The sequence below is a fragment of the Burkholderia savannae genome, from assembly GCF_001524445.2.
Taxonomy (GTDB): domain Bacteria; phylum Pseudomonadota; class Gammaproteobacteria; order Burkholderiales; family Burkholderiaceae; genus Burkholderia; species Burkholderia savannae.
In genome coordinates this window covers 1428159-1446944 of the sequence record NZ_CP013417.1, presented here as the reverse complement: position 1 = coordinate 1446944, position 18786 = coordinate 1428159, and the positions used below count along the sequence as shown (strand labels likewise).

The 18786-nt window shown below is 67.4% G+C and carries 14 protein-coding genes, 5 tRNA genes and 1 pseudogene; 6 read left to right on the top strand and 14 right to left on the bottom strand.

Annotated elements, in window-relative coordinates; all coding sequences use genetic code 11:
• Positions 1 to 132: 132 nt before the first annotated feature.
• Positions 133 to 1665, top strand: a complete 1533-nt coding sequence (locus WS78_RS07275; RefSeq protein WP_059574500.1) for a DEAD/DEAH box helicase — start codon at positions 133 to 135, stop codon at positions 1663 to 1665.
• A gap of 399 nt (positions 1666 to 2064) precedes the next feature.
• A complete protein-coding gene (gene aceA / locus WS78_RS07270) occupies positions 2065 to 3372 on the top strand; it encodes an isocitrate lyase (protein ID WP_038744944.1) in 1308 nt (435 codons plus the stop codon).
• Positions 3373 to 3611: 239 nt separating this feature from the next.
• Here aceA and WS78_RS07265 read toward each other — a convergent pair whose 3' ends face one another.
• Entirely contained in the window at positions 3612 to 4046 is a 435-nt protein-coding gene (locus tag WS78_RS07265; protein ID WP_059574580.1) for a universal stress protein, read from the bottom strand.
• A 255-nt stretch (positions 4047 to 4301) separates the two neighbouring features.
• Complete coding sequence (locus WS78_RS07260; protein ID WP_059574498.1) at positions 4302 to 5204, bottom strand: LysR family transcriptional regulator; 903 nt, start codon at positions 5202 to 5204, stop codon at positions 4302 to 4304.
• 138 nt (positions 5205 to 5342) lie between these two features.
• Between WS78_RS07260 and WS78_RS07255 the strand changes: the two genes are divergently transcribed.
• The gene (locus WS78_RS07255) at positions 5343 to 6122 is read left to right on the top strand and encodes a haloacid dehalogenase type II (RefSeq protein ID WP_197419408.1); all 780 of its coding nucleotides are present in this window, start codon (positions 5343 to 5345) and stop codon (positions 6120 to 6122) included.
• A 66-nt stretch (positions 6123 to 6188) separates the two neighbouring features.
• Complete coding sequence (aceB, locus tag WS78_RS07250; RefSeq protein ID WP_059574496.1) at positions 6189 to 7781, top strand: malate synthase A; 1593 nt, start codon at positions 6189 to 6191, stop codon at positions 7779 to 7781.
• 521 nt (positions 7782 to 8302) lie between these two features.
• Here aceB and WS78_RS07235 read toward each other — a convergent pair.
• On the bottom strand, positions 8303 to 8710 hold the full coding sequence (locus tag WS78_RS07235; protein ID WP_038753487.1) for a gamma-glutamylcyclotransferase family protein: 408 nt from the start codon (positions 8708 to 8710) through the stop codon (positions 8303 to 8305).
• A gap of 52 nt (positions 8711 to 8762) precedes the next feature.
• Entirely contained in the window at positions 8763 to 9260 is a 498-nt protein-coding gene (gene rraA, locus WS78_RS07230) for a ribonuclease E activity regulator RraA (RefSeq protein WP_059574493.1), read from the bottom strand.
• A gap of 129 nt (positions 9261 to 9389) precedes the next feature.
• Here rraA and WS78_RS07225 point away from each other — a divergent pair, with 129 nt between their 5' ends.
• Positions 9390 to 10253, top strand: coding sequence for an AraC family transcriptional regulator (locus tag WS78_RS07225; protein ID WP_038753493.1), 864 nt, complete (start codon positions 9390 to 9392; stop codon positions 10251 to 10253).
• 405 nt (positions 10254 to 10658) lie between these two features.
• Here WS78_RS07225 and WS78_RS07220 read toward each other — a convergent pair whose 3' ends face one another.
• The 7 genes from WS78_RS07220 to gltX form a co-directional block, all read right to left on the bottom strand.
• Positions 10659 to 11129 carry a GNAT family N-acetyltransferase gene (locus tag WS78_RS07220; RefSeq protein ID WP_038753496.1) on the bottom strand — a complete coding sequence of 157 codons (471 nt, stop codon included), beginning with the start codon at positions 11127 to 11129 and terminating at the stop codon, positions 10659 to 10661.
• Positions 11130 to 11288: 159 nt separating this feature from the next.
• Positions 11289 to 11365, bottom strand: a tRNA-Asp gene (locus WS78_RS07215).
• An 81-nt stretch (positions 11366 to 11446) separates the two neighbouring features.
• Positions 11447 to 11522 (bottom strand) — tRNA-Glu (locus tag WS78_RS07210).
• 64 nt (positions 11523 to 11586) lie between these two features.
• Positions 11587 to 11663: transfer RNA gene (locus WS78_RS07205), tRNA-Asp, on the bottom strand.
• A gap of 79 nt (positions 11664 to 11742) precedes the next feature.
• Positions 11743 to 11818: transfer RNA gene (locus WS78_RS07200), tRNA-Glu, on the bottom strand.
• Positions 11819 to 11968: 150 nt separating this feature from the next.
• Positions 11969 to 12044 (bottom strand) — tRNA-Ala (locus tag WS78_RS07195).
• Positions 12045 to 12199: 155 nt separating this feature from the next.
• Positions 12200 to 13609, bottom strand: coding sequence for a glutamate--tRNA ligase (gene gltX, locus WS78_RS07190; protein WP_059574491.1), 1410 nt, complete (start codon positions 13607 to 13609; stop codon positions 12200 to 12202).
• 436 nt (positions 13610 to 14045) lie between these two features.
• Here gltX and WS78_RS07185 point away from each other — a divergent pair.
• Positions 14046 to 15092, top strand: a pseudogene (locus WS78_RS07185) (patatin-like phospholipase family protein); the annotation flags it as partial.
• A 122-nt stretch (positions 15093 to 15214) separates the two neighbouring features.
• On the opposite strand, the gene WS78_RS07180 reads toward WS78_RS07185, so the two are convergent.
• The 3 genes from WS78_RS07180 to WS78_RS07165 all read right to left on the bottom strand — a co-directional run bounded on the left by WS78_RS07180 (position 15215) and on the right by WS78_RS07165 (position 18786).
• A complete protein-coding gene (locus WS78_RS07180; protein WP_038753501.1) occupies positions 15215 to 15922 on the bottom strand; it encodes a C40 family peptidase in 708 nt (235 codons plus the stop codon).
• Positions 15923 to 16057: 135 nt separating this feature from the next.
• Positions 16058 to 17692 carry an ABC transporter ATP-binding protein gene (locus tag WS78_RS07170; protein WP_059574487.1) on the bottom strand — a complete coding sequence of 545 codons (1635 nt, stop codon included), beginning with the start codon at positions 17690 to 17692 and terminating at the stop codon, positions 16058 to 16060.
• On the bottom strand, positions 17689 to 18786 hold the full coding sequence (locus WS78_RS07165; protein WP_038753507.1) for an ABC transporter permease: 1098 nt from the start codon (positions 18784 to 18786) through the stop codon (positions 17689 to 17691). The genes WS78_RS07170 and WS78_RS07165 overlap by 4 nt, the downstream gene beginning before the upstream one ends.

Sequence of the window (18786 nt, the reverse complement as noted above, 5' to 3'; positions counted from 1 at the left end):
CTAACGAAATTGTTGTCCGCACGTCCACGACATGCGGACAATCGCCACGTTTCCCGATTTGCTCGATGAATCCGTCGACTTGGGTATGCGCGATTGGCGCGGCGTTCGACCCACTGTGTTTCAAGGATTGACATGACTTCGAGCAACCCCCTCAGCCCGCTCAACGCGATCGCCGATCAGGCGCTCAGCCTTCCCGCCGCCGCGCCGCAGACGGCCGACGGCGACCGCAGCGAGGCGGCTTCGGACGAACCGACGTTCGCGTCGCTCGGCCTGTCGCCGGAAATCGTCTCCGCGCTGCAGGCGGCCGGCTACGTGAAGCCGACGCCCGTGCAGCAGCGCGCGATTCCGGCCGGCATCGCAGGCCGCGACCTCCTCGTGTCGAGCCCGACTGGCTCGGGCAAGACGGCGGCGTTCATGCTGCCCGCGATCGAGCGCTTCGCGCAGTTGCAAAAGGCGCAGGGGCAGCAGCCACGCGCGCCGCGCGAAGGGCAGCCGGGCGAGCGCCGCAGCCGCCGCCCGCAGCCCGTCGCGCGCCCCGGCCTGCTCGTCCTCACGCCGACGCGCGAGCTCGCGATGCAGGTGACCACGGCCGCGTCGACGTACGGCAAGCACCTGCGCCGTCTGCGCACGGTCAGCATCCTCGGCGGCGTCGCGTACGGCCAGCAACTGATGCTGCTCGCGAAGAACCCCGAGATCCTCGTCGCGACGCCGGGGCGCCTCCTCGACCACCTCGAGCGCGGCCGCATCGATTTGTCCGAACTGAAGATGCTCGTGCTCGACGAGGCCGACCGCATGCTCGACATGGGCTTCATCGACGACATCGACACGATCGTCGCCGCAACGCCCGAGTCGCGCCAGACGATGCTGTTCTCGGCGACGCTCGACGGCAAGATCGGCTCGCTCACGAACCGCCTGCTGAAGGACCCGGAACGTATCGAGATCACGCAGAAGATCGAATCGAGCTCGAACATCGCGCAGACCGTGCACTACGTCGACGACCGCGATCACAAGGATCGCCTGCTCGACCACCTGCTGCGCGACGTCGCGCTCGACCAGGCGATCATCTTCACCGCGACGAAGATCGACGCCGACCAGCTGGCCGGCCGCCTCGCCGACGCCGGCTTCCAGTCGGCCGCGCTGCACGGCGATCTGCCGCAGGGCGCGCGCAACCGCACGATCCGCGCGCTGCGCGAGCGCCGCGTGCGCGTGCTCGTGGCGACCGACGTCGCCGCGCGCGGGATCGACATTCCCGGCATCACGCACGTGTTCAACTACGACCTGCCGAAGTTCGCCGAGGACTACGTGCACCGGATCGGCCGCACGGGCCGCGCGGGCCGCTCGGGCATCGCGGTGAGCCTCGTGCATCACGCCGAGCAAGGTGCGTTGAAGCGCATCGAGCGCTTCGTGCGCGCGCCGCTGCCGGTGAACGTGATCGAAGGCTTCGAGCCGCGCAAGGCGCCGCCGCCGCGCAACGACCGCGGTAACGGCCGCGGCCGTCCGGGCGGAACCGGCGGCCGCCGGTTCGGTGGCAAGCCGGGCCAAGGCAACGGCCGCTCGGGCTCCGGCGGCTGGAGCGGCAAGCCGGGCGGCAATCGCGACGGCTACGGCGCACGCCGCGGCGATGGCCAGCGCGGCGGCCCGCGGCGCGGCAATTCGGCGGCGTAAGCGGCTGCCTGCGGGCGCGTTCGCGACGCGAACGTGTCCGCGCCCCTCCCCCTCGAAAACCGGCGCATTCGCGCCGGTTTTTGTTTGCGCCCGAGATTTCACGATACGAAAAAATCTTTTGCGTCGTAAAAAATCATGTTGCGTGGCACAACCGAAGCCATTGCAGCATGGGAAACCGCATTCCGCAATAAGAAATTAAACAGATAAGCAACTGATTTTTATAGAATAAATTTTTTACAGCTTCGTGAAAAAGCCCCTGTTTCGACGCAGTCGATTTGCCTAGACTCTTATACAAGACTTCACGAACCGAAGCGCCGAATTCGAACCGCACCGCACCGCTCGTTTCGCGAATCGCCGATTTCTTCTCTTCAGGCAACGACCACTCAAGGAGCACGCATCATGTCGCGTCAACAACAGGCTCAGGAACTGCAAAAGCAATGGGAAACCGATCCGCGCTGGAAGGGCATCAAGCGCGCATTCACGGCTGAAGACGTCGTGCGCCTGCGCGGCTCGATCCAGCAGGAGCACACGCTCGCGAAGCGCGGCGCGGAAAAGCTCTGGACCCTCATCAACAACGAACCGTTCGTCAACGCGCTCGGCGCGCTGACGGGCAACCAGGCGATGCAGCAGGTGAAGGCCGGCCTCAAGGCCATCTACCTGTCGGGCTGGCAAGTCGCGGGCGACGCGAACGTCGCGGGCGAAATGTACCCGGACCAATCGCTGTATCCGGCGAACTCGGTGCCGCTCGTCGTCAAGCGCATCAACAATACGCTCACGCGCGCCGACCAGATCCAGTGGTCGGAAGGCAAGAACCCGGGCGACGAAGGCTACGTCGACTTCTTCGCGCCGATCGTCGCTGACGCGGAAGCCGGCTTCGGCGGCGTGCTGAACGCGTTCGAACTGATGAAGGCGATGATCGAGGCGGGCGCGTCGGGCGTTCACTTCGAAGACCAGCTCGCCTCGGTGAAGAAGTGCGGCCACATGGGCGGCAAGGTGCTCGTGCCGACCCGCGAAGCGGTCGCGAAGCTGTCGGCGGCACGTCTCGCGGCCGACGTGATGGGCACGCCGACCGTGCTGGTTGCCCGCACCGACGCCGAAGCGGCCGACCTCATCACGTCCGACGTCGACGACAACGACAAGCCGTTCCTGACGGGCGAGCGCACGGTCGAAGGCTTCTTCCGCACGAAGCCGGGCCTCGAGCAGGCGATCTCGCGCGGTCTCGCGTACGCGCCGTACGCCGATCTGATCTGGTGCGAAACGGGCAAGCCGGATCTCGAGTACGCGAAGAAGTTCGCGGAAGCGATCCACAAGCAGTTCCCGGGCAAGATGCTGTCGTACAACTGCTCGCCGTCGTTCAACTGGAAGAAGAACCTCGACGACGCGACGATCGCGAAGTTCCAGAAGGAGCTCGGCGCGATGGGCTACAAGTTCCAGTTCATCACGCTCGCCGGCTTCCACGCGCTGAACTACTCGATGTTCAACCTCGCGCACGGCTATGCCCGCACGCAGATGAGCGCGTTCGTCGAACTGCAGCAAGCCGAGTTCGCGGCGGCCGACAAGGGCTTCACCGCGGTCAAGCACCAGCGCGAAGTGGGCACCGGCTACTTCGACGCAGTGACGCAGACGGTCGAGCGCGAAGCGTCGACGACCGCGCTGCATGGCTCGACGGAAGACGAACAGTTCTTCGACGGCCAGAAAGTCGCCTGAGCTCCGACGGGCGCAGGCGCGCCGCGCGCGGCCACGAGCCGCCGCGGCGCGCATCCGGCAAGACCAAGACCATATCAGGGAGAACTCACCCGCCGCGCGCATGGTTGCGCCATGCCTGCCCGAGGGTGCGCGGCGTCTCGCGACGTCGCCGACATTGAAGCGCGCCGGTCCCTGCCCGGCGCGCGTATTTTTTTCTCGGCTGGCGCGTCGCGGCCGTTCGTCGGGCTACACGCGACACGCTATCGATAGACGATCACGGGAATCTTCGTATGGGTCAGCACGCGCTGCGTCTCGCTGCCGATCAGCAGGCTGCCGAGCCCGCGCCTGCCGTGCGACGCCATGAAAATCACGTCGCAGCCGCCCCGCTCGGCGGCTTCGATGATGCCGAGATACGGCGACGGATGCACGCTCGTCGTCGATTCGCACGCGACGCCCGCGCGCCGCGCGGCGGCCTCGACGTCGGCCAGATGCGCGCGCGCCTCGCGCTCGCTGCGCTCGCGGAAATCGGCGGGCGGTTCGATCACGACTTCGGAAAACGGCGAGTACGGATACTGCGGCAGGCACGCGTAGGCCGTCACCCGCGCGCCGACCGCCTGCGCGAGATCGATCGCGCCGTCGATCGCTTTCTTCGACAGATCGGACCCGTCGGTCGGAACCAGGATGTGCTTGAACATGGCGAGCTCCGTCGGCAACTGCGGCGCGTCCGGGCGCGGGCGTACCCGCGACGGCCGGCCGATGCCGGGCGGCCCGTGCGGACGCTGCGTGATTCGATTGTAGTGCGCGAAATCGCACCGCCGCACGCGCTAGAGGGTTCGCCCTCATATCGGAAACGCGCGCAGCCGGGCGCGAATTGTGCGTGCGCAGCGCATGCCGAAGTGGTGCGCGAACGCCCCGCGCGCGCGGCGAAGGCCCGCGCCGCCGCACCGGCGTCACCCCCAGTAGCCGGGCCGCTCGTACGTGTGCTTCAGGAAATCGAGAAAGAGCCGGACCCTGAGCGGCAGATGCCGGCGCTGCGGGAACACCGCGTGAATGCCGATCGGCGGCGCGGCGAACGCGTCGAGCACGCTCACCAGCCGGCCCGCCGCGATGTCGGCGCCGACCTCCCACCACGAGCGCCACGCGAGGCCGTGCCCGTCGAGGCACCATTCGTGCAGCACCGCGCCGTCCGTGCACTCCATCGGGCCCGACACGCGGATCGACACGATCTTGCCTTCGTCGACGAACGTCCAGCCGCGCTGCTGGTTCGCGTTCGCCGCGAGCGCGAGGCAGCGGTGGCGCGCGAGATCGGCGAGCGTCGCCGGCATGCCCGCGCGCGCGAGATACGCGGGCGACGCGACGCACACGCGGCGGTTCTCGCCGAGCTTGAGCGACACGAGCGACGAATCGGGCAGCTCGCCCAGGCGTACCGCGCAATCGAAGCCCTCGTTGACGAGGTCGACCATTCGGTCGGACAGATCGAGCGTGACCGATACGTCCGGATGCGCATCGGTGAACGCCGGCACGAGCGGCGCGACGTGCCGCCGGCCGAAGCCCGCGGGCGCCGACACGCGCAGGTGCCCGCTCGCCTTCACGCCGCCCGCGGACACGCTCGCCTCGGCGTTCTGCATGTCGTTGATGATCCGCTGGCAATCCTCGAGGAACGCGGAGCCTTCGAACGTCAACGTGAGCTTGCGCGTCGTGCGTACGAGCAGCTTCACGCCGAGCCGCTCCTCGAGCGCGTCGAGCCGGCGGCCGATGATCGCGGGCGCGACCCCTTCAGCGTGCGCGGCCGCCGACAGGCTGCCCTTCGCGGCGACCGCGGCGAACGTTTCGATCTGTTTGAAGCGATCCATCCCGTGCGCGGGCGGCGCGAGCCGTCCGCTCCGTTGAACATGAAATCGCTCCAGATTAGATATCGAAAAGTAAAAAATCAAGTGATGATTACTGTCTTTTTTAGTTCAAGCCATCACTAATAGAATCGATTTCGACCTCTGATCGTGGAGCGCAACGTCATGCCCGGCATCCCGCCCGCCTTCCCGAAGGCGATCCTCTTCGACGCGTACGGCACGCTGTTCGACGTGCACGCGGTCGTCGCCGCGGCGGAACAGATGTTTCCGGGGCGCGGCGAGCCGCTGTCGCAGCTCTGGCGGCGCAAGCAGATCGAATACTCGCAGTTGCGCACGCTCGCCGATCCGGCGGGCGCGCGCTACCGGCCGTTCTGGGACCTGACGCTCGACGCGCTGCGCTTCGCCGCGCGCGCGCTCGGCCTCGCGCTGCCTGCGGCCGCCGAGAAGCGGCTGATGGACGAATATGCGTGCCTGTCGACGTATCCCGACACGGTGCCGACGCTGCGCGCGCTGCGTGCGCGCAAGACGCCGCCGAAGCTCGCGATCCTGTCGAACGGCAATCCGCAGATGCTCGACATCGCGATCAAGAGCGCCGGGATGAGCGGCCTGTTCGACCGCGTGTTGTCGGTCGACACGGCGCGCGCGTACAAGCCGTCGCCCGCCGCGTACGCACTCGGCGCGACGGCGTTCGACGCGGCGCCCGCCGACATCGCGTTCGTGTCGTCGAACGGCTGGGACGTCGCGGGCGCCGGCTGGTTCGGCTACCGGACCTTCTGGCTGAACCGCACGGGCGCGCCGTTCGAGGAACTCGACTCGCCGCCCGCGGGCACGGGCGCCGGCATGGCCGACCTGCTCGCCTTTCTGGATGCGCCGCCCGCCGCCGCGAAAACGGCCGGCCGCGCGCGCCCGACGCCCGCCGCCTGACGCGTCGCGCGGCCCCATTTCATGCAATTGCACCACTGCGTAACTGACCGACCAAGGAGAAAACCGATGACCACGACGCTGAAGCTGCCGCAAGGCATGGCGATCTCGGGCGAGATCAAGCCCGGTTACGAAGCGATTCTCGCGCCCGACGCGCTCGAGCTCGTCGCGAAGCTGCACCGCCAGTTCGCGCCGCGCCGCCGCGAGCTGCTGGCCGCGCGCGTCGAACGCACGAAGCGCCTCGACGCCGGCGAGCGCCCCGACTTCCTCGCCGAGACGCAAGCGATCCGCGAAGGCGACTGGAAGGTCGCGCCGCTGCCGGCGGACTTGCAGTGCCGCCGCGTCGAGATCACGGGCCCCGTCGAGCGCAAGATGATCATCAACGCGCTGAACTCGGGCGCGGATTCGTACATGACGGACTTCGAGGATTCGAACGCGCCGAGCTGGACGAACCAGATCGACGGCCAGATCAACCTGAAGGACGCGGTGCGCCGCACGATCTCGCTCGAGCAGAACGGCAAGTCGTACAAGCTCAACGACAAGATCGCGACGCTGATCGTGCGTCCGCGCGGCTGGCACCTCGACGAGAAGCACGTGACGGTCGACGGCGAGCGCGTGTCGGGCGGCATCTTCGATTTCGCCCTGTTCCTGTTCCACAACGCGAAGGAACTCATCGCGCGCGGCTCGGGCCCGTATTTCTATCTGCCGAAGATGGAAAGCCATCTCGAGGCGCGTCTCTGGAACGACATCTTCGTCGCCGCGCAGGAACAGGTCGGCATCCCGCGCGGCACGATCCGCGCGACCGTGCTGATCGAGACGATCCTCGCCGCGTTCGAGATGGACGAGATCCTGTACGAACTGCGCGAGCACAGCTCGGGCCTGAACGCCGGCCGCTGGGACTACATCTTCTCCGCGATCAAGAAGTTCAAGAACGACCGCGATTTCTGCCTCGCCGACCGCGCGAAGATCACGATGACGGTGCCGTTCATGCGCGCCTACGCGCTGCTGCTGCTGAAGACCTGCCACAAGCGCAACGCGCCGGCGATCGGCGGGATGAGCGCGCTGATCCCGATCAAGAACGATCCGGAAGCGAACGACAAGGCGATGGGCGGCGTGCGCGCTGACAAGCAGCGCGACGCGACCGACGGCTACGACGGCGGCTGGGTCGCGCACCCGGGCCTCGTGTCGCTCGCGATGGAAGAGTTCGTCAAGGTGCTCGGCGACAAGCCGAACCAGATCGGCAAGCAGCGCGACGACGTGCAGATCGAAGGCAAGAACCTGCTCGACTTCCAGCCGGAAGCGCCGATCACCGAAGCGGGCCTGCGCAACAACGTCAACGTCGGCATTCACTACCTCGGCTCGTGGCTCGCGGGCAACGGCTGCGTGCCGATCCACAACCTGATGGAAGACGCGGCGACGGCCGAGATTTCGCGCTCGCAAGTCTGGCAGTGGATTCGCTCGCCGAAGGGCGTGCTCGACGACGGCCGCAAGGTTACGGCCGAGCTCGTGCGCGAGTACGCGAAGGCCGAGCTCGAGAACGTGAAGCAAGTGGTCGGCGGCGACACGGCGCCTTACGATCGCGCCGCGGTGATCTTCGAGCAGATGTCGACGTCGGAGAACTTCACCGAGTTCCTGACGCTGCCGCTCTACGAAGAAATCTGAGCGAACGGGGGCGGCCGCGCGTCGTATGTGATGCGCCGCCGCGCCTCGCATGATTCGCGGCGCGACTCACGAACCTGGATGCTCGCGTCGCCTGAGCCGGAAATGCGAAAGGCGCCCTGTGGGCGCCTTTTGTCGTTCAGCGTTCAGCGTTCAGCGTTCAGCGTTCAGCGTTCAGCGTTCAGCGTTCAGCGTTCAGCGTTCAGCGTTCAGCGTTCAGCGTTCAGCGTGTTCAGCGTTCAGCGTTCAGCGTTCAGCGTTGGACGTCGGTTTGGATTTTTGTTCCCGTCCTCTTGCCGCTAGAACTTTGGACTCCCGGCTCGACGGCGGCCCTTGCGTTCCCTATCGGGCGCCATAGGCGGCGTCGGCGCTCGCCGGCCGCGCTTCCTCGTTCGAAGCCGGCCGTCGTCGGCCATCGACGGTCGCGCATCCGACGTCCGCGGCCAGATTTCGCACGCCGCCACGCTCGCGCACGACGGTCGCCGCCACACGTCGCAGCCGCAGATCGCACATGCGACGCAGCGTCACGCGGCGCGCGCTCGGCGATACTGCACCCAATCGCCCGACTCGATCCGCGGCCGGTCCGCGATCGAATGCGCGACGACCGGATAGTACAGGCAATCGTACCGCCGCCCGCCGAGCTCGACCAACGCCTGCTGCTGCACGAACAGCCCCTCGATGCCCGGATAGACCGCCTCGATCTCGTCGAGCACCGGCACGAGTTGCTCGTCGATCGCGTAGACGTCGCCCCAGACGAGATCGCGGCCGCTCTCGGCGACCATCCCCGGATAATTGCCGAAATCGTACAGCCGCCCCGCCACCGCCACGGCGCCGATCAGCGTCGGCGCCGCGATGCCGTGCCGCGCGGCCGCCCGGCCGATGTCGTTGATCTCGCCCGCTCTCAGGGTCCCGTAGCAGAATACGTAGCGCATCGCATTTCCCTTCCTTGTTACAGTCGTGCCATCGAGCCGGCACGCCGCCGCGTCACTCGAGCAGCGCGCCGTCGCTGACGAGGACACCGTCGGCGTCCGCGTAAATCCAGTCGCCCGGCACGATGCGCGTGCCGCGTACGTCGACGGGCACGTCGCTCACCCCGACGCCGCGCTTGTCGCTCTTGCGCGGATGCGCGGCGAGCGCGAGCACGCCGACGCTGCATTCGGCGAGTTCGGCCGAGTCGCGCACGCAACCGTTCACGACGATCCCGGCCCAGCCGTTCTTCTGCGCGAGCGCGCCGAGGTTGCCGCCGACGAGCGCGCAGCGCAGGCTGCCGCCGCCATCGACGACGAGCACGCGCCCCGCGCCATCCTGCTCGAGCGCCGCGCGCACGAGCGTGTTGTCCTCGAACAGCTTGAGCGTCGCGGCCGGTCCCGCGAAGCGCCGCACGCCGCCGAACGAGCGGAACGCGGGCTCGAGCACGCGCAGCGTGCCGTCCGCGAGGCGGCCTTCGTTCGCGTCGCAAAGGTCGGTGGTGGCGAACATCATGTCGAAGTCTCCTGGAGGGCCGTGTGGTGTCGATCCGGCATTATCGGCGAAGAAAAATCCCGCTGCGGCAGGTAGAAGGCTCGCCCTACAATAGCCGGACGCACCACCCGCCCCTGTCTTCGATCACCGATGAGCCCGTCCGTTCCCCTTGCGGCGCAGCCGCCCGCCGCCACGATCGACGTTCCGTCCGAATTCGCGCCGACCCCATCGCACCCGATGCGCGTGCGCGCCCGCGCGACCGCCGCCGGCACGCGCGTGCCGCTGCACTCGCACGCGTGGGCGCAGCTCGCGTACGCGTCGCGCGGCGTGCTGCGGCTCGCGACGGCCGATTCGACGTGGATGGTGCCGCCGTCGCGCGCGATCTGGGTGCCGCCGCGAATTCCGCATGAAGTCGTGATCGTCGAGGACGCGTATCTGCGCACGCTATACGTCGCCGAATCGGCGGTGCCGGACGGGCTCGACGCGTGCCGCGTCGTCGAGGTGTCGGGGCTGCTGCGCGAGCTGATCGTCGCGCTCGAGGCGCGCGCGCTCAATCGGGCGCGCGAGCGGCTGCTGGCCGAGCTCGTGCTCGACGAACTCACGCGTGCCGAGCCGCTGCCGCTCGCGGTGCCGATGCCGGCCGAAAAGCGGCTGCGCGCGCTGTGCGAAGCGGTGCTCGCGCATCCGGCTCAGGGCGAATCGCTCGAGCACTGGGCGGCGTGCGTCGGCGCGAGCACGCGGACGATCGCACGGCTCTTCAAGCAGGAGCTCGGCGTGAGTTTTTCGCAATGGCGTCAGCAGGCGCTGCTCGCGCGCGCGATTCCGCTCCTGAACCAGGGGCGGCCGCTATCGCACATCGCGCACGAACTCGGCTACCAGAGCCAGAGCGCGTTCTCCGCGATGTTCCGGCGCGCGTTCGGGGCGAGCCCTCGCGCCTTCATTCAGCGCGGCGACGTGCATGCGGCGGCGGAACTCGCGCAGGCCGACGACGGGGACGCCGGACCGCTGCTGTGACGGCGGGCGGGTGCGGTCGGATCGACCGGGCCGGCGGAGCGCTCGGCCTTCGGGATGTGACGGACGACTCCGCTTGCGAGCGGCGCGTCCGGACGAACACGACGGAATCAATCGACCTCGGTCGCCGTCCCGAATCGACGCGGCGCGGCACGGCGCGTTCAAGGCGAAGCCGTCGATCTCGGTCGTTCCCCCCGCGAGCCGAGGCAGGTTCGCGCGCCCGTTCGGACTGCTAGATGCTCTGCCCATCGCGGCGCGCCTCACGCAAGCCATTTATCGAATCCGCGTCGGCCAACGCTCTACGTACGCGGCGCGCACTCGATCGCGCACGCGCCGCCCCGTCGCCTCGCTCGATTCGTTCGCGCCGTTTCGCCGTTCGCCCGACGAGGCTCCGCCGCGCATGCGGCCTCACCGCGGCACGAGCCGCACCATATGGCGGATCGACCCGAACTGCGCAAGACGCGGCCCCGCGAGCCGATAGCCCATCCGCAGATAGAGCCGCGCGGCCGGGTTGTCGACGAACACGCGCAGCTGCGTCTCCCGCAAGCCGCGCGCCTTCGCGAAGCGATGCGACATCTCGAGCAGGTACGTACCCGCGCCGCGCTGCCGATGCCCCGGCGCGATCTGCACGTCGCGGATGTGCAGCGAATCGCCCTCTTCGGTGATTCTCAACAAACCGATGGGCGAACCGTCGAGCTCGAGAATGAAGTTCTCCGAGTCGCGCCAGCTCGCGAAAAAGAGATCCGCGCGCCATTTGAGGCCGTGGCGCTCGTAGTATGCATTCATGTTGCCGTGCGTGAGCGCTTCCGCGAATTCGAAGTCGCCCGGCTCGGCGGAGCGCAGCAGATAGACGAGAGGAGCGGCGGCGGAATCGGACATGGCGTGTTCGCAAAACCTGCGTCATCGCCACGATAGCGCAGCCGGCGCGCGTTGCAATGCCGATTTGCACGCATGCGGCCACGATGCACCGAACAATCCGGCAGGAATCGGGACGGAAAACAAAAAGCCCGTTCAGGCGTTCCTGAACGGGCTTCGATTTGGCGGAGCGGACGGGACTCGAACCCGCGACCCCCGGCGTGACAGGCCGGTATTCTAACCGACTGAACTACCGCTCCAGTCTTGCTGCTTGCCTGGCAGGCGTCGGTGCTTCCTGCCGGCGCATCGTCTCGACGTTTCGTTCGAACGACGCCTTGTGTTGGCGTCCCCTAGGGGATTCGAACCCCTGTACTCACCGTGAAAGGGTGATGTCCTAGGCCTCTAGACGAAGGGGACAACGTACTGCTTACACCTTTAACGAAAAAGCCCGTTCACATGCAGCCTGAACGGGCTCTCGATCTGGCGGAGCGGACGGGACTCGAACCCGCGACCCCCGGCGTGACAGGCCGGTATTCTAACCGACTGAACTACCGCTCCACTTCTTGCACCCTGATCGACAAGCGTCGGTTACGCTCTTGCCGACCCGCTTCGTTTCCAATGAAACGCCGCTGATGTTTGGCGTCCCCTAGGGGATTCGAACCCCTGTACTCACCGTGAAAGGGTGATGTCCTAGGCCTCTAGACGAAGGGGACAAAATCTTTTCAGATTTGTCTTACTGCTTTGTTCTTGCCGTCAATTTTCACCAACAGCAAAGAATGAAATTCTAACTTCTTTCATTCCGTTTGTGAAGCATTTTTTCTGTCACTCAATGCTTCGCAAACCTCACTCACTCTGCGTTCAACTGGTGGAGGTAAGCGGGATCGAACCGCTGACCTCTTGCATGCCATGCAAGCGCTCTCCCAGCTGAGCTATACCCCCGTGTCTCGTTGACTGCTGAACAACAGAGAAGCGAGATTGTAGAGACGGTTTTGAGGTTTGTAAATACCCCATTTGCGATTCGAGCAAAATTCTTTGCGAAGCCGCGCACTCGGGACATCGAACCATTCGAACCACGCGGCCTCGGCTTGCGCGCGCTATGCGAGCGCCGCTTCGAGACGCGACACGACGACGTCGCGACCGAACAGCAGCAGCACTGCGTCGATCGACGGCGTGTGCGTCGTGCCCGCGACGACCAGGCGCACCGGCATCGCGAGCTGCGGCATCTTCAGCTTGTGCGCGCCGAGCGTCGCCTTCAGTGCGGCCGCGATCGCCTCCTTCGTCCAGTCGGCCGCCTTCAGCGCCGCCGCGAAATCGGCGAGCGCCGGGCGCACCGCCTCGGTGACGTGCTGCGCGAGCGCGTCGGCATCGGGCGCGGGCGCGCGATAGAACATCGCCGAGTTCTCCGCAATCTCCTTCACCGTCGACGCACGATCCTTCATGAGCCCGATCACGCCCGCCAGGCCAGGGCCCTTCGCGATCGCGTCGGCGTCGACGCCGAGCGCCGCGAAGAACGGCTTGGCGAGCTCGGCAAGACGCGCGTCGTCCGCTTCCTTGATGTAGTGGTTGTTCAGCCAGTTCAGCTTGTTGTGGTCGTACTGCGCGGGCGACTTGCCGAGATGCTCGAGATCGAACCAATCGACGAACTGCTCGCGCGAGAAGATCTCCGCGTCGCCGTGCGACCAGCCGAGGCGCGCGAGATAGTTGAGCACCGCTTCCGGCAAATAGCCGGCGTCGCGATAGCCCATCACGCTCATCGCGCCGTGGCGCTTGCTCATCTTCTCGCCCTGCTCGTTCAGCACGGTCGGCAGGTGCGCGTACACCGGCACCTCGCCGCCCAGCGCGCGCAGGATGTTGATCTGACGCGGCGTGTTGTTCACGTGGTCGTCGCCGCGGATCACGTGCGTGATGCCCATGTCGAGATCGTCGACGACGACGCAGAAGTTGTACGTCGGCGTGCCGTCGGGACGCGCGATGACGAGGTCGTCGAGCTCCTCGTTCGAGATCTCGACCCGGCCCTTCACCGCATCATCCCACTCGACCGCGCCCGTCAACGGATTGCGGAAGCGCAGCACGGGCTTCACGCCGGCGGGCGGCTCCGGCAGCACCTTGCCCGGCTCGGGGCGCCACGTGCCGTCGTAGCGCGGCTTGTCGCCCGCCGCGCGCTGGCGCTCGCGCAGCGCGTCGAGCTCTTCCGTCGACATGTAGCACGGATAGACGAGGCCCTGCTCCCGCATCTGCTCGAGCACTTCGCGGTAGCGGTCCATCCGCTGCATCTGGTAGAACGGGCCTTCGTCGTAATCGAGGCCGAGCCATGCCATTCCTTCGAGGATCGCGTCGACGGACGCCTCGGTCGAGCGCTCGACGTCGGTATCCTCGATCCGCAGCACGAACGTGCCCTTCATCTTGCGGGCGAAGGCCCACGGATAGAGCGCGGATCGGATGTTGCCCAGGTGGATGAAGCCCGTGGGGCTCGGCGCGAAACGGGTGCGGACAGGACGGGTCATAAACGATAGCTCGAACGCTTCAAACGGCGCATCAATTGAAACGACGCGGCGGCGCACGCCGCACGGCAATGCCGGGGTGCATGCGCGACCGGAACGCAAAGAGCACGAATTATACTCGCCGCGCGGCGCTTCCTCGTCGCGCGACGCCCGGCTCGCGCGGTTTGCGGCGGGGCCGCGCGTCATCGCCCAACTTACGCGCCCACACGCCCCTTCAAGCGGCGCGGCGCAGCGCCGCACGCGACCGGTCCGCCTCGAGCCCCGCAGCCTTCGCATTCCGGCGCCCCGGCAGCGGCGAACGAATCTCGCGCCCGGATATCTTCTCAAACGCCAGCCGGCCTCGCCCCCTGGCCATTCGGCCAACGGCCGCCTCGCCGCCCGGCCGAAGCTTTCGCGCGCGCGCCGCCAGTTGCTTTATGATGTGCGCGCCGCGGCCGCCATGCCGGCGCCGCGCATGGTCGCGCGCAATTTTCGGCGTGGCCGCCGGAATGTCGCCGTGCGCGGCGCGCCCATCGCGGCCGCGCACGGTCCGCAGTTGGAGATCGAGCCGATGTCGTCCCCCCGTTTGTCCCGCCGCACGTTCACGCTCGCCTGCGCGTCGGCCATCCTCGCCGCCTGCACGTCGACCGGCACGAAGCCGACGACGTCGGGCGCCGTCACGCTGCCTGCGAACCCGCCGCAGCCGCGCGAAAAGCCGGTCCGGATCGGCATCGCGCTCGGCGGCGGCGCCGCGCGCGGTTTCGCGCACGTCGGCGTGCTGAAGGCGCTCGAGGCGCGCGGCATCCCGATCGAGCTCGTCGCCGGCACGAGCGCGGGCTCGGTCGTCGGCGCGCTGTACGCATCGGGGATGAACGCGCTGCAGATCAACAAGCTCGCGCTCGCGATGGACGAGGCGTCGATCAGCGACTGGGCGACGCCGTTCCGCTCGCGCGGCCTGCTGCAAGGCGTCGCGCTGCAGAACTTCATCAACAAGACGCTCGGCAACCGGCCGATCGAGAAGATGACGAAACCGCTCGGCATCGTCGCGACCGATCTGAAGAGCGGCCAGCCGATCCTGTTCCAGCGCGGCAACACGGGGCTCGCGGTGCGCGCTTCGTGCAGCGTGCCGTCGGTGTTCGAGCCGGTGCGGATCGGCGATCGCGAATACGTCGACGGCGGACTCGTGAGCCCCGTGCCCGCGTCGTTCACGCGCAGGATGGGCGCGGACTTCGTGATCGCGGTCGACATCTCCGCGCGCCCGGACGGCGCGACGACCGGCAATCCGATCGAAATGCTGCTGCAGACGTTCACGATCATGGGTCAGACGATCAAGACCTACGAGCTCGACAAATACGCCGACGTCGTGATCCGCCCGAACCTCGCCGCGATGGGCGGCAGCGACTTCAACCAGCGCAACGCGGCGATCCTCGCAGGCGAGGAAGCGGTCGCGCGAATCATGCCGGAGCTGCAGCGCAAGCTCGCGGCCGCGCGCTCGACGGCGGCCGCCCCGGCGCGCCGCGCACGCGCCGCATCACCTCGGAACCGCCGCCCAAAAGCAAAAGCCCCGCTTCCATCGGAGAGCGGGGCTTCGACGCGCCCGGCAATCGGCCGGCGCGAGCGGTGCGCGACTCAGTTGCTGCCGTTCGCGCTCGTCGCGCTGACGTTGCCGTCGCCGATCGTCGCCTTCACGCGCTGGCGCAGATCGTCGGGCTTCGCCGAGAACTGCGTCTCGATCCGGCGCGCGCCGGTGAAACGCTTTTCCCAGTAGCCGCTATCGAGATCGTCGACGCGGATCGTGCTGCCCGTCGACGGCGAATGCACGAACTTGTTGTCGCCGATGTAGATGCCGACGTGCGAGAACGTGCGGCGCATCGTGTTGAAGAACACGAGGTCGCCCGGCTTCAGCTCGCTCATCCGGACCTTCTCGCCGACACGGCTCATCTCTTCCGCGCGGCGCGGCAGCGACATGCCGAGCGTGTCCTGGAACACGTAGCGCACGAAGCCGCTGCAGTCGAGGCCCGAATCCGGCGTGTTGCCGCCCCAGCGATAGCGCACGCCAATCATGTTCAGCGCGCCGACGACGACGTCGCCCGCCTTGCCGGCCATGCCCGACAGGAATGACTTCGCGCCGCCCTGGCTCTTCGCGGGCGTCGCGGCACTGACCTGCTGGAGATTCTGGGAGGAGGAGGCCGATTCGGCTTGAGCCGAACCGACGGCATTCTGACTGGAACTGCTGACTTCGTCGGCGAACGCGCCGGGAGCTGCAGCGATCAGGACGCCGACGAACATCCCGGCGACGACGCGCGTGCAAGCCTGGGTCAGATATCGGTGCTGCATTGGTCGATGGATTTGCGCTGGAAACTCAGCTGATTAGCGGAAAAATTTCGGTCGATACTAGCCACGAAGTATTTGTTTGTCAAAAGGAATTGAGAATTTCAATCAAACTTCTTGCACCATTCGTATTCATCATACTTAACGAACGGCTTTCAGCAATTTTTGCGTGTAAGGATGCACCGGATCGGTGAAGATCCGCTCGACATCGCCCGTCTCGACGATCGCCCCGCCCTGCATCACCGCGACCCGGTGCGCCATCGCGCCGATCACTTCCAGATCGTGGCTGATGAACACGTAGCCGAGGTTGTATTTGCGTTGCAGATTCGACAGCAGCTTCAACACTTGTTGCTGGATCGACACGTCGAGCGCGCTCGTCGGCTCGTCGAGCACAAGCACGCGCGGCTCCAGCACGAGCGCGCGCGCGATCGCGATCCGCTGGCGCTGGCCGCCCGAGAATTCGTGCGGATAGCGATGCAGCACGGTACGGTCGAGGCCGACTTCGCGCAGCACGGCGATCACCTTGTCGCGGCGCGCGCCGGCCGCGAGCTGCGGGCGATGCAGCTCGAGCCCTTCGGACACGATCCGCTCGATCGTCTGCCGCGGCGAAAGCGAACTGAAGGGGTCCTGAAATACCACTTGCATGTTCGCGCGCAGCGCGGTCCGCTCGCGGCCGTGAAAGCTCGCGAGCGCGCGGCCCTCGAATTCGATGTCGCCGTGCGCGACCTTCTGCAGCCCGAGGAGCGCCATCGCGAGCGTCGACTTGCCGGAGCCCGACTCGCCGACGATCCCGAGCGTCTCGCCCTGCCGTACCGACACGCTCGCGTCCGACACAGCGGTGAAGCGCCCCGAGCGGAACCAGCCCTCGAAACCCGGCAGCTTCTGCTTGAACTGCACGGTGACGCCGCGCGCGTCGAGCACGACGGGCGCGATCGGCAGCACCGGCGACACCGCGCGCTGCGGCCGGCTGTGCAGGAGGCGCTGCGTGTACGGATGCTCGGGCGCGTCGAAGATCCGCTCGACCGGCCCGCATTCGACGAGCTTGCCCTTCTCCATCACCGCGACGCGCTCGGCGAAGCGCCGCACGAGGTTCAGATCGTGCGTGATGAGAAGCACCGCCATCCCGCGCTCGGCCGCCGCGTCGCGCTGCAGCTCGAGCAGGAGCTCGACGATCTGCGCGCGAATCGTCACGTCGAGCGCGGTCGTCGGCTCGTCGGCGAGCAGCAGGCGCGGCCGGCACGCGAGCGCCATCGCGATCATCGCGCGCTGCCGCTGGCCGCCCGACAACTGGTGCGCATAGCTGTCGACGCGCTCGCGCGGCTTGTCGATCCCGGTGCGCGCGAGCAGCGTGATCGCACGCTCGCGCGCGTCGCGCTTCGACACGCCGTCGTGCAGCTCGATCGTCTCGCCGATCTGCTCGCCCACCGTGAAGAGCGGATTGAGCGCCGTCATCGGCTCCTGGAAGATCATCGCGATATCCGCGCCGCGCAGCCCGCGCATCGCGCGCTCGCTCTTGTCGGCGAGATTCTCGCCCGCGAAGCGGATCGTGCCGCTCACGTCGGCGTCGCGCAACAGGCGCAGCACCGACAGCGCGGTCACGCTCTTGCCGGAGCCCGACTCGCCGACGAGCGCGACGCGCTCGCCGCGGCCGATCGCGAGCGACACGTCGTCGACGGCGAGCGTGTCGCCGAAGCGCACGCGCAGCCGCTCGAGCGACAGCAGCGGCTCGCGCGGCGGCGCCGCCGCGCCGTCGTCCGCATTGCGCACGGCGCTCATCGGACGCCTCCCGCCGCGCGCGTCGTGTCCGCGACGCGCGTATCGAGCGCGTTGCGCAGTGCGTCGCCCATGAAGGTCAGCAGCAGGAGCGTCGCGACGAGCACGCAGAACGTCGCGAGCGAGATCCACCATGCGTCGAGGTTCGCCTTGCCCTGCGCGAGCAGCTCGCCCAGGCTCGGCGTCGGCGGCGGCACGCCGAGCCCGAGAAAATCGAGGCTCGTGAGCGCGAGGATCGCGCCGCTCATCCGGAACGGCAGGAACGTGATGACGGGCGTGAGGCTGTTCGGCAGCACGTGCCGCCAGATGATCTGCCAGTTCGTGAGCCCCATCGCGCGCGCGGCGCGCACGTAGTCCTGCGTGCGGTTGCGCAGGAATTCGGCGCGCACGTAGTCGGACAGCCCGATCCAGCCGAACAGCGACAGCAGCACGATCAGCAGGATGAAGCTCGGCTCGAATATGGAAGCGAAGATGATCAGCAGATAGAGCTCCGGCATCGAGCTCCAGATTTCGATGAGCCGCTGGCCGACGATGTCGATGCGTCCGCCGAAGAAGCCCTGCACCGCGCCCGCCGCAATGCCGAGCAGCGTGCCGATGAACGTCAGGACGAGCGCGAACTCGACCGACACGCGAAACCCGTAGACGAGCCGCGCGAGCAAATCGCGCCCCTGCGCGTCGGTGCCGAGCCAGTTCCCGCGCGAAGGCGGCGCCGGATTCGGCCGCTTCGAGAAGTAGTTGAGCGTGTCGTAGTAGTAGCGGTTCGGCGGATACAGCGCGAAGTTGCCGGGCGCGTCGAGCTTGCCGCGCACGTAAGGATCGAGATAGTCGGCGGGCGTCGGGAAATCGCCGCCGAAGGTCGTTTCCGGATAGCTCTTGAAGAGCGGGAAGTAAAAGTGGCCGTCGTAGCGCACGACGATCGGCTTGTCGTTCGACCACAGCGGCGCGGCGAGGCTCGCCGCGAACGCGATCACGAAGATCACGAGGCTCCAGTAGCCGAGGCGCTGCTCCTTGAAGCGCAGCCACACGCGCCGCGCGGGCGACGGCGACACCCGCGCGCGCGCGGCGTCGATCCGGGAAGAGACGGCGAGTCGGCTCAA